The following is a 12,407-nucleotide window of genomic DNA, read 5'->3' on the forward strand; positions in this document are numbered from 1 at the left end:
TTTAGTTTTCTTTATGCTTTTCTTCAATTTCTTTTTTATCATCCACTGAAATACAGTCTACTAATACAGGAGTAGCTACAAATAATGAAGAATACGTTCCTACAACAATACCCACAAGCATTGCAAAGATAAATCCTCTGATTGATTCTCCTCCAAAGACAAACATGATTAATAATACTAAAATCATTGTCAATGAAGTATTAATTGTTCTTGACATTGTTGAATTAATAGATTTATTTACAATTTCAGAAAAATTCCCTTTTGTTTTTCCATCCAAGAATTCACGAACCCTGTCAAATACAATTACAGTATCATTCATAGAGTATCCAATAACGGTAAGGATTGCCGCAATAAAGTGCTGGTCAATTTCCATACCGAAAGGCATAAATTTATAGCATAATGAATAGATACCTAATACAAAGATAACGTCATGCGCTACCGCTGCAATAGCTCCTAAACCATATTGCCATTTTCTGAAACTAATTAACAGATACAAGAATACAATAAACATTGCTCCCAATACTGCCCAGTATGCATTCGCTTTGATATCCTCAGCAACTGTTGGTCCTACTTTAGACGCCTGAAGAATACCTACTTTTTTACCATCATAAGCATTAACAAACTTCTCATAAGTGATATCTGATGCATAATAATGTTTTAAAGTTTCAAATAAAACTTTATTTACTTCCTCATCAGCTTTAGTACCATGCTCTTCTACTTTATATTTAGTAGTAATCTTTAACTGATTGTCGTTACCAAAGATTTTCACCTCAGCACTACCATCAAAAACCTGAGCTAATTCTCCTTTTACAACTTCAGTTTCAACTGGTTTTTCAAAACGAACCTGGAATGTTCTTCCTCCAACAAAATCTACTCCCTGATCTAAACCATTTGTCGCAAGTGAAAATACACTAACAACAATTACGATTGCAGAAAAGATATAAGTAATTTTCTTAACTTTTAAGAAATCAAAATGGAAATTAGTGAAGAAATTTTTAGAAAAGTTAGTTACAAAAGATAAATCTGCTTTCTTAACAATGTTCTTATCAATAAAAATTCTCGCAATAAAAATAGATGTAAACAACGACGTTACAATACCTATTAACAAGGTTGTAGCAAATCCTTTAATAGGTCCTGAACCAAAAATAAATAATACAGCACCAATTAAAATATGTGTTACGTTAGCATCTACAATTGAACGCATAGCTCCAGTCCAGCTGTATGAAATTTTAACTGCTTCATCCAGCGATTTTCCTTCGCGCAATTCTTCTTTTGCTCTTTCGTATATAATAATGTTGGCATCAACTGCAGTACCCATCGTTAATACAATACCGGCAATACCAGGCAATGTCAATACAGCTCCTAAACTTGCTAAAATTCCGAATAAGAATAATAAGTTAACTGCCAAAGCAATATTTGCATACCAACCGGCTTTTCCATAATAAACTAACATCCATAAAGACACTAATAACAATCCTACAATAGCGGATGTTGTACCATTATCAATAGCTTCCTGACCTAAAGATGGTCCTACCACTTCAGACTGAACAATATCAGCAGCAGCAGGTAATTTACCGGCTCTTAAAACATTCGCTAAATCTGTTGATTCATCTATAGTGAAAGATCCTGAAATTTCAGATCTTCCTCCTGCGATAGGTCCGCTGGAAACACCCGGAGCTGAATAAACAACATTATCTAAAACAATAGCAATATTTGTTTTTTGAGTATATGCCCTTCCTGTTAATTCTTCCCATGTTTTAGCTCCCTGGCCACTCATTTCTATAGAAACAGATGGTTTTCCTAATTGATCAAAAGTTGCATTAGCACCAGTTACAACTCCTCCACTCATTGAAGCAACATTATCTCTGTTTCCTCTTAGAGCATATAAAGCAACTGTTTCAACTTCTTTATCTTTAGTATCCTTAGATTTTTCAATAATCCCCCATACAAATTTAACATAACGTAATTCTGCAGGTAATAAATTTTTGATTTCCGGTCTCTTAAAATAACCGTTGATAACTGCTGTATCTTTAGGAGAGAAAAGACCTAAAACCGGTCCTCCGCCCTGACCAACCATTTTGTCTAATAAAGGATTATTTCCTTTTTTAGCAGCAGCAGAATCTTTAACATCTGTTAATAAAGCACTCAATGAATCCTTAACTACAGGCTTTGCCTCAGTAGTACTTACTTCAGTTTTTTTCAAAGCTTCATTCGCAGCCATTAAAAAGTTACCAACTTCTTCAATTTTATACGTTTCCCAAAACTCTAACTGAGCAGTACTTTGTAATAACTTTTTAATTCTGTCCACATCTTTAGCACCCGGAAGTTCTACAAGAATTCTTCCTGATTCTCCTAATTTTTGAATATTTGGTTGTGTTACACCAAATTTATCAATACGCTTTCTTAATACGCCAAAAGCACTTTCTACCGACTCGTCAACTTTTCTTCTGATAACTTTTTTAACTTCTGCATCAGACATTTGAAAATCAACACCACCTTCACCCTGCAAACTTCTGTTAGCAAAAATATCAGGAGAAGCTAATTTTACTGTTCCTTTAGAATTTGCATCAAAAGCATCAAAAAATTTATCCAAATAAGGCTTGTTTCCTTCTAAATCAGCCGTAGCATCAGCTAATGATTTATTAAAAACCGGATTTTTTGAGTTATTAGATAAACCTTTCAGGATATCTTTAACCGAAATCTGAAGAATCACATTGATTCCTCCTTCTAAGTCAAGTCCTTTATTAATTTGCTTGTCACTTACTTCATTATAGGTAAAGTCTGTAAAGCCCAGGTTAAATACTTTTTCTTTCCCAATAGAGTCCAGATACCTAAGTTCTTTCTCAGAGTTACCATTAGCAAAAGTTTTCGCATCATTTTTTATATTATTTGCGACAAAAGTGAATGAAAGTTGGTAAATACTTACCAATGCAAATAGAATTGCGAAAAATTTAATAAGTCCTTTATTCTGCATTATTACTAAAAATTAATTATTTTAAATTTATTATTTTGTGTTAAGCCTTCATAAACAAAGACTTAAATAGCATCTATTCCCGAAAATTAAAACAGAATCTACTAAATCTTTTTTTAAACCGAGCAAATATATAATTCTGGTTAAGATTAACCAATTTATTTATTAATTAATCTCAAAAAAAAGACTGCAAAATTGCAGTCTTCACTTTATATGTGAAAAAATGTTAAGCTAAAATGCTTTTCAAGGCTTCATTCATAGTTCGAACAGCATCGGCACTTTTTGCAAACAAGGCTTTTTCATTATCATTTAATTGGATATCGATTATCTCTTCTACCCCATTTTTACCTATAATACAAGGCACTCCTATACAAATATCATTCTGACCATATTCTCCTTCAACGTAAACAGAACAAGCAATCATTCTTTTCTGATCATTCAAAATACTATCCACTAAAAAAGCTACTGAAGCTCCGGGCGCATACCATGCTGATGTCCCTAAAAGTCCAGTCAAAGTTGCCCCACCCACCATAGTATCAGCAGCTACTTTTTTCAATACTTCTTCTGAAAGAAATTGAGAAACCGGTATTCCATTATAAGAAGCCAAACGCGTTAAAGGAATCATCGTTGTATCACCATGACCTCCTATAACCATTCCTGAGATATCATTTGCTGGTTTATCTAACGCAAGAGAAAGATAAGTTCTAAAACGGGAACTATCTAAAATCCCACCCATACCTATAATTCTGTTCTTAGGCAAACCAGTAGATTTCAATGCTAAATAAGTCATCGTATCCATTGGATTCGAAACCATCACAATAATAGTATCAGGAGAATATTTTAAAATATTTTCTACAACAGATTTAACAATACCTGCATTAATACCAATTAATTCTTCACGAGTCATCCCTGGTTTTCTGGGAATCCCGGAAGTAACCACTACCACATCACTGTCAGCAGTTTTAGAATAATCATTAGTAACTCCTATCACCCGGGTATTAAATCCTGTATCAGTAGCACACTGCATAATATCCAAAGCTTTCCCTTCGGCAAAACCTTCTTTGATATCTAACAATACTACTTCACTAGCTATTCCTCGATAAGAAATAACATCTGCACAGGTTGCTCCAACATTTCCTGCTCCTACAATAGTAACTTTCATATTTTAACGTTTATCGGTTATTTAAAAATTGGTTAACTCCTGCTAATCTACAATTTATTGCTTAAATTCACCACCCAATAAACTATTTTTTATGCGTCAATATTAGCATAAACAGCATTTTTCTCGATAAATTCTCTTCGTGGCGGTACTTCATCTCCCATTAACATAGAAAAAACACGATCTGCTTCTGCTAAACTCTCAATAGTTACCTGACGTAAGGTTCTGAAATTAGGATCCATTGTAGTTTCCCACAATTGTTCTGCATTCATTTCCCCAAGACCTTTATAACGCTGAATAGCGGCACTTCCTCCCATTCTTTCGTTAGCCTGATCACGTTGAACATCAGTCCATGCATATTCTTTTTTGTTTCCTTTTTTAACTAAGTATAAAGGCGGAGCAGCAATATACACATGTCCTTCTTCAATTAATTCTTTCATAAAACGGAAGAAGAATGTCAAAATCAAAGTAGAAATGTGGCTTCCATCAACATCGGCATCACACATAATAATTACTTTATGGTAACGCAATTTAGATATATTCAAAGCTTTACTGTCTTCTTCAGTTCCAACCGTCACTCCAAGTGCTGTAAATATATTTCGAATCTCTTCGTTTTCAAAAACCTTGTGATGCATCGCTTTTTCTACATTCAGAATCTTACCTCTCAAAGGCAAAATAGCCTGAAAATTACGGTCACGACCTTGTTTAGCAGTTCCGCCTGCCGAATCTCCCTCGACAAGATACACCTCACATTTTGCCGGATCCTGTTCAGAACAATCTGATAATTTTCCTGGCAATCCACCACCACCCATAACGGTTTTACGCTGTACCATCTCACGCGCTTTCTTAGCTGCATGACGGGCCTGAGCCGCAAGAATTACTTTTTGAACAATGATTTTAGCATCATTTGGATTTTCTTCCAAATAAGTTTCTACCATTTCACTTACCGCCTGACTTACAGGAGACACAACTTCTCTGTTCCCAAGTTTGGTTTTAGTTTGTCCTTCAAATTGTGGCTCTGCAACTTTCACCGAAATAATTGCTGTCAATCCCTCACGGAAATCATCTCCGGCAATATCAAATTTCAACTTATCTAACATTCCGGAAGCATCCGCATATTTCTTAAGTGAACGGGTCAATCCCATTCTGAAACCTTGCAAATGTGTTCCCCCTTCATGCGTATTGATATTATTTACATAAGAAAAGATATTCTCAGAATAACTGGTATTGTAAATCAAAGCTACCTCAACCGGAATTTCCGCATTTTGATTATCCATTGAAATCACATGCCCAATAATTGGCTCACGGTTTCCATCTAAATAACGGATATACTCTTTCAATCCTTCTTGCGAATGAAAAATCTCCCCTACTGGTTCTCCTTTTTCATCCAGTTCTCTTTTATCACAAAAATGAATTGTAATTCCTTTATTTAAAAATGCCAACTCACGCATACGCGCCGACAATGTATCGTAAGAATAATCTGTAGTTTGTGTAAAAATAGTCGGATCCGGATAAAAAGTAACAATGGTTCCTCTTTTATTGGTATCTCCAATTTGTTTTACCGGATACAATGCTTTACCTCTCTCATACTCCTGTTGGTAAATTTTACCATCACTACTATGAACGGTAGCCGTTAAATGGGTAGACAAAGCGTTCACACAAGAAACTCCGACCCCGTGTAACCCCCCGGAAACCTTATAGGAATCTTTATCAAATTTACCTCCGGCACCAATTTTAGTCATTACAACTTCCAGTGCTGAAACCCCTTCTTTTTTATGAATTCCAACCGGAATACCACGACCATTATCTTCTACAGTAATAGAACCATCTTCATTAATTGAAACACTAATCGTGTCACAATGACCTCCCATCGCCTCATCAATGGAGTTATCTACAACCTCATAAACTAAGTGGTGAAGTCCACGAACTCCTACATCTCCTATATACATGGAAGGACGCATTCTTACGTGCTCCATTCCCTCTAATGCCTGAATACTATCTGCTGAATAATTTCCTTTATTGATTTCTTCGCTCATATAATTTATTCTAAAAATGTAATTTTTTGTCTAACACGCAAATATATAAAAACGCAATTTATATACCGTTAAAAATAACCTTTTAAGCTCTTAAGTTATCAACAAAAAATGTCAATTTCACAGGATAAATCAGAAAAGAAGCTGTTTTATTTAAACGATTCAGAAACTTGAAAATTCTAGCAACAGTTTGTACTTTTGCACTATGAATGATAATTTTATAAATGAGTTTTTCGGAATCGGAATTCAAAACGGCAAAACACCGGAAAACCTCGGGGTTTTATGGCGATCAGCACAAAACCTGGGTGCCAGCTTTATTTTTACTATTGGTAATCGATATGCCAAACAAGCTTGCGACACCCATAACGCTGTAAAATCGATGCCTTATTTCCATTATGAAAATTTTGATGATTTTTTCAAAAACCTACCTAAAGGTGCTCGCTTAGTTGGAGTAGAATTAGATGACAGAGCCGAAGATTTAGAAACTTTTGAACATCCTAGACGCTGTGTGTATTTATTAGGCGCTGAAGACAACGGACTTTCTAAACAAGCCATTGAAAAATGCCATTCTTTAGTAAAATTCAAATCCGAAAAAAGCTTGAATGTATCCGTTGCAGGAACGATTGTACTTTATGACAGAGGACTAAATAAGCCGAGATCATAAAAAAATATAATATTCTTCAATCATCAGTTCGAGCGCAGTCGGGAACCGATAAAACATCTCGACTGCGCTCGATGAGACAACGGTATCGAACCAAAAATTCAAACAAAAAAAAAAAAAAAAAAAAAAAAAAAAAAAAACGGATTTATATCTTTCGATACAAATCCGCTTTTACTATTTATTTAGATTTTTAAAAATCTATTTTCTCATAATTTTCACATTCATCTCTTCCACCTTTTTATCAGACAAAGGAGATGGTGCACCAAATAATAAATCTTCGCTGGTTCCGGTTTTCGGGAAAGCCATAACCTCACGAATCGATGCTTTTTTCTCTAAAATCATCATCAAACGATCAATTCCCCAGGCGATTCCTCCGTGTGGTGGTGCTCCGTACTGGAAAGCCTTATACATCGTTCCTACGCTCTTTATCATCTCTTCTTTGTTGTAACCCATATTTCTATAAGTTGCTTCCAGAATTTCCGATTTGTGCGCACGAACAGATCCTCCACCTATTTCGTATCCATTTAAAATGATATCATATTGTTGCGCGATAATACTTCCTATTTCTTCATCTTTACCATTCATGTGTTTTTCTAAGTCATAAATAGCAGGCATTGAGAACGGATTATGAGTAAAAGTCCATCTTCCTTCATCAGTTCTTTCAAACATTGGAAAATCAACCACCCATGCCGGACGCAATTCCTTCGGATTAATCAAGTTCAACATGCGCCCCATTTCCTGACGAACAGCATCTAAAGCTTTATTTGCCGTAGCATAATCTGCAGCTGAGAAGAAAACAATATCACCTACTTGTGCATTCGTTGCTTTGATGATTCCAGCCGCAATTTCTTCACCTAAGAATTTAATAATTGGCGATTGCAAATCTTCTTCGTTCACAATAATATAAGCCAAACCTCCTAAACCATGTTGTTGTGCAACAGCAGTTAATGTTTCAATTTGCCCTTTAGACATACGCTTATTTCCTTGCTCTTCAGCCGAAACTTTGATACATTTTACAATTCCGCCTTCTTCAATTGGTTTAGAAAATACTTGGAAAGTAGTATCTTTTACAATTTCGGTAATGTCTTGCATTTTTAAGCCGTAACGCAAATCAGGTCGATCACAACCATAGAAATCCATGGCATCTTTATAGGTGATTACTTCAAACGGATGCAAAATCCATTTTTTACCGTACACCTTAGTCACAATTTCATTGAATAATTTGGTATTCAAATCAATAATTTGCTGCATACTGGCATACGCCATTTCCATATCCAATTGCGTAAATTCCGGTTGACGATCTCCACGAGAATCCTCATCTCTAAAACAACGCGCTACTTGGAAATATTTCTCATAACCACTCACCATCAACATTTGTTTGAACTGTTGTGGCGCTTGTGGTAAGGTATAAAAGAAACCTGCCTGTTTGCGTGTAGGAACAATAAACTCACGAGCTCCCTCATCGGTTCCGGCACTTAAAATTGGGGTTTCTATTTCTAAAAACTCCTCTTCATCCAGAATATCACGCAATAACTTAATTACTTTATGACGATTTACAATAGCTCTTCTTACTTCCTCATTTCTGTGATCTAAGAATTTGTATTGAAAACGTGTCGCTTCATTGGTTTTAGCAGCTCTTTTGATTTCAAAAGGCAATGTTTTAGATAAGTTTAAAATCTCTAAAACCGAAGTTTCTAATTCAATTTTACCGGTACGTAATCCAGCATTAAAATCATCTTCATTACGACCAACTACAACACCTTTTACTGAAATAACCGATTCCGGTTTTAATTTTACTAATTCATCGATATTAGGGAATGACTCCCTACTAATACGGATTTGGAAAATCTCAAAACTGGAATCACGCAAATCAATAAACATCAATTCACCGTGGTCACGAACACTCGCTACCCAACCGGACAACATTACTTCTTGTTGAATATTAGCTTCTGATATTTGCGAAATTTTATGCGTTCTGTAAGTATCTTTTATAACAATAGGAATTTCAGGAAGTGCTTCTTCTTGACTTTCTTTTGAATCAACAACCGTTTCTTTAGCCGCTTTTTCTTCAGTTGCTGCCTTTTCTAAAACTGCCGCTGCTCCTAATTTATCTAAAATAATCTGACGAATAACCTTTCCGTTGGCCCCTTTTCCAATAACACCTAAAACTTTACCAACTAAAATACCGGCTTTCCCTTGGTCTCCCGCTTTGATATCATTGGCAACAGCCTCATTTTCTGAAATTACTTTTGTAATAACTTCTTGGATTTTATCTTCAGAAATAGTATTTTCTTCAAAATACTTGTTGTAATCAAAATTTTGATCTTTTAGATAACCTGCAATTGCATTTTGAACCAAAACCGCTGTGATTTTTTCGGCTTTGAATAAAACAAAAATGGTTATTAAATGCTCTATATTATGGATTTTATCATAATCTTCCGCTTTGATATTGTTTGCCAAAGTTTTAGCCACAAAAGAAGGATCATTGATCGCATTATTCAAAGTCACAAAGGTTCTTGAACGCAAAGCATCGGCTGTAAAAAACTTAGCATCCTGCGGCAAAACACCTCCATTAATCAAAATAGATTCCACAGCATAAGGCAAAGCACTTGTATCCACTTTAATCGCTTCAATCTCGGCCTTGATATTTACAAAAGGTAAATCCGGTTCCGAAATAAAACGGTAGTCCGCTTCAAATTCTTTTTTACGCATGGTTTTGGTCTGCTTCAAATCAGCATCCCATAAAACCGTTGTTTGATCTGGTCTAAACGCTTTGTTTTCTATAAAATAATTGAATTGTTTTTCAACTTCTTCTTTCAAAGCCTCCACCATAAACTTAAATGAATTCAAGTTTTTGATTTCCGTTCTTGGATTCAAATCAGCGCTGTCTTTTTTACGCAAAGACACCGACACATCTGATTTGAATTCCCCTTTTTCCAAGTTCGCTTCAGAGATTCCTAAATTCTGAACAATACGCTGAATGTATTGCGCATAAGTCGAAGCATCTTCGATATTTCTAATACAAGGTTCTGTAACAATTTCGATTAACGGCACTCCAGCTTTATTGAAATCAACTAACGAAATTTTCTTTTCATGCATCAATTTGGCAGCATCTTCCTCGATATGAACCTGAGTTAAATTTACCGTAAATTGCGAACCGTCATTTCTATAACAGGAAACTTCTCCGTCAGGAATAATAGGGTTATGGTATTGCGTAATTTGGATATTTTTTGGGTTATCCGGATATTCATAATGTTTTCTATCCCAGGAAATCACCTCATTACTAAAAGAGGAATTTACCGCTTTACCAAAATAAATTGCTTTTGTAATCGCTTCTTTATTGATAGCAGGCAAAACACCCATTTGTCCCGTACAAACCGAACAGATATTCACATTAGGTGTTTCAATTTCCTGATTGGGACAAGAACAAAACAACTTGGTTTTGGTATTCAATCGAACGTGCGTTTCCAGTCCGATTACCAATTCTAAATCGTGGGCTTTAATAGCCGCATTTAATTGCTCCAATTCCATTATAGTGTATCTTTTAAGAAGTTTGCAAATTGCAATACTAATTCATCATTATTTTTTGCCGCAGTAATCTGCAGTCCTGTTGTTGTTCCTTGTGGCACGGTCAAAGTGGGTAATTGTCCCAAACTAAAACCAACGGTATAAGCATCTGACAAATACATCGCCAAAGGATCTTTTAAGCTATCTCCAATTTTAGGAGGTGTACTTGGAGTAACCGGCGATAAAACAATATCAACCTCGTTAAAATCTTTACTAAAATTTTCCGAAATTTGATCTCTTACAGCCAATCCTTTCAAATAAATTTCATCTGAGAAACCTTGAGACAACACTTGGTTTCCACCTACAATTCTGCGTTTTGTTTCTTCTGAAAAGTTTTCAGAACGCGTCATCGCATACGTCTCAATTAAATTCTCTGCTTCGATACGGTTTCCATAATTGGTTCCGTCAAGACGAGATAAATTGGAAGCCGTTTCCGCCATTGCCAATGTATAATAAGTTGAAACTAAAATATCAGATTTAAAGAAATCCAGTTCTTTTACTTCAATTCCTTTTGCTTTTATTTTTTCGATACTAGCTAAGAAATCAGCTTTTACCTGAGTATCAATAGCATCACTTTCGACAAAGTTTTTAAAATAACCAATTGTTTTTACTGGCGAAGTAGCCAATGCTTCTTCGGTAATTTCATGTGCCGCAATAGAGGTTTGATCTTTTGGATCTTTTCCGCTCATGACATTCATTACAATTCGAATATCTTCAATTGATTTTGCTAATGGTCCCACACAGTCTGTAGAAGATGCATACGCCATTAATCCATATCTTGAAATTCTTCCGTAAGTAGGTTTAAAACCATAAATATCGTTATAACCCGCAGGCTGACGAATCGAACCTCCTGTGTCTCCTCCAATAGAAAATACCGTATAATCCTTAGCCACATTTACTGCTGAACCTCCACTGGAGCCTCCGGCAACTAATTCCGGATTGATAGCGTTTTTAACCGCTCCAAAAATGGTATTTTCACTTGAAGAACCATGACCAAAACTATCACAGTTTTCTTTTACTAACGGAATAGCACCTGCATCCAATAATTTCTGAATGGCAGTAGCAGTATATGGCGATTTATAGTTTTTCAACAAATCAGAACTTGCAGTAGTATACGTTCCTTGCAACATATACACATCTTTAATTCCAAAAGGGATTCCCTCTAATAAACCAATGGTTTCTCCGTTTGCAATTTTAGCATCTACCTTAGCAGCTAAATCCAGCGCGAAAGTATCCAACACAGCATTTACGGACTTATAGGTATTTTGTTTTAGTAAATCTAATTTTTCTTGCACTAAAGCTGTACAAGTGATTTGTTTGGTCACCAATTGCTGGTGTATTTTTTTTATCTGTGAATCCATTTTATCCTTCTATAACTTTAGCAACCACTAAAAATCCATTTTTCTTGTTCGGGAAATTTTCTATGATAAGTTGTTTTTCTATTTCCGAACTCTCTATCACAACATCTTCCCTTAAATCACTTACAGACACGCAATTACGATTGACATTATTCAAGGAATTATTATTTGTAGGAACTGCATTTTTAATCACATCAAATAATTGGTTCACACTCTCGGAAGGCTGTGCTCCTTTAATACTCGACAAAATGTCGACTGTCATTATTTTACTCATAATTTTGTTAGGTTTTAAAGTCAAACTTTTAAGGTCGCGAATTTACGAAAAGTTTTTTTAGGGAGTCCCGTTTTTTTAAATGGATTTCGATTGCTCAAAAAGCCAAAGTCGTTAGCATAATCAAACTTAAATAATGAAACAAGAATTACAAATAACACAATTCTTTAAAAAATTCATCCTATTGCTTTAAAAAAATAAATAACACCCATAATCACAAACATTACAATCCCCATCCAATGCTTAAAACCACCAACTTTCACCTGAAATTTATAAAGTTTATCCTTTTCAGTAACGTCTTTATGCCAAATTTTGTGAATTTTATAAAAAGCAAAAGCTGATATAAACCAAGAAAAACTGCATATTAAATACCAATAATCCATTTGT

Annotated in this window: 8 protein-coding genes; 1 reads left to right on the forward strand and 7 read right to left on the reverse strand. The window is 35.1% G+C overall.

What is annotated here, in order from left to right; genetic code table 11:
• Position 1: 1 nt before the first annotated feature.
• The 3 genes from secDF to gyrB all read right to left on the reverse strand — a co-directional run bounded on the left by secDF (position 2) and on the right by gyrB (position 6,166).
• Positions 2–2,974, reverse strand: coding sequence for a protein translocase subunit SecDF (gene secDF, locus ACSV4D_RS05340; RefSeq protein ID WP_439227422.1), 2,973 nt, complete (start codon positions 2,972–2,974; stop codon positions 2–4).
• A gap of 223 nt (positions 2,975–3,197) precedes the next feature.
• Complete coding sequence (mdh, locus tag ACSV4D_RS05345; RefSeq protein WP_408081278.1) at positions 3,198–4,133, reverse strand: malate dehydrogenase; 936 nt, start codon at positions 4,131–4,133, stop codon at positions 3,198–3,200.
• Between the two features lie 89 nt (positions 4,134–4,222).
• The gene (gyrB, locus tag ACSV4D_RS05350; protein WP_408081277.1) at positions 4,223–6,166 is read right to left on the reverse strand and encodes a DNA topoisomerase (ATP-hydrolyzing) subunit B; all 1,944 of its coding nucleotides are present in this window, start codon (positions 6,164–6,166) and stop codon (positions 4,223–4,225) included.
• A 202-nt stretch (positions 6,167–6,368) separates the two neighbouring features.
• Between gyrB and ACSV4D_RS05355 the strand changes: the two genes are divergently transcribed.
• On the forward strand, positions 6,369–6,827 hold the full coding sequence (locus ACSV4D_RS05355) for an RNA methyltransferase (RefSeq protein WP_408081276.1): 459 nt from the start codon (positions 6,369–6,371) through the stop codon (positions 6,825–6,827).
• Between the two features lie 195 nt (positions 6,828–7,022).
• Here the strand turns inward: ACSV4D_RS05355 and gatB/aspS are convergent, their stop codons facing one another.
• The 4 genes from gatB/aspS to ACSV4D_RS05375 all read right to left on the reverse strand — a co-directional run bounded on the left by gatB/aspS (position 7,023) and on the right by ACSV4D_RS05375 (position 12,403).
• A complete protein-coding gene (gene gatB/aspS / locus ACSV4D_RS05360; RefSeq protein ID WP_439227423.1) occupies positions 7,023–10,355 on the reverse strand; it encodes a bifunctional amidotransferase subunit GatB/aspartate--tRNA ligase AspS in 3,333 nt (1,110 codons plus the stop codon).
• Complete coding sequence (locus ACSV4D_RS05365) at positions 10,355–11,752, reverse strand: amidase (protein ID WP_439227424.1); 1,398 nt, start codon at positions 11,750–11,752, stop codon at positions 10,355–10,357. Before ACSV4D_RS05365 ends, gatB/aspS begins: the two co-directional genes overlap by 1 nt.
• 1 nt (position 11,753) lies before the next feature.
• On the reverse strand, positions 11,754–12,011 hold the full coding sequence (locus ACSV4D_RS05370) for a hypothetical protein (RefSeq protein ID WP_439227425.1): 258 nt from the start codon (positions 12,009–12,011) through the stop codon (positions 11,754–11,756).
• A 185-nt stretch (positions 12,012–12,196) separates the two neighbouring features.
• Positions 12,197–12,403 (reverse strand): hypothetical protein, encoded by a 207-nt coding sequence (locus ACSV4D_RS05375; protein WP_439227426.1) that lies wholly within the window; start codon positions 12,401–12,403, stop codon positions 12,197–12,199.
• Positions 12,404–12,407 lie beyond the last annotated feature (4 nt).

The sequence above is a fragment of the Flavobacterium sp. ARAG 55.4 genome, from assembly GCF_051846875.1.
GTDB classification, from domain to species: Bacteria; Bacteroidota; Bacteroidia; order Flavobacteriales; family Flavobacteriaceae; genus Flavobacterium; species Flavobacterium plantiphilum.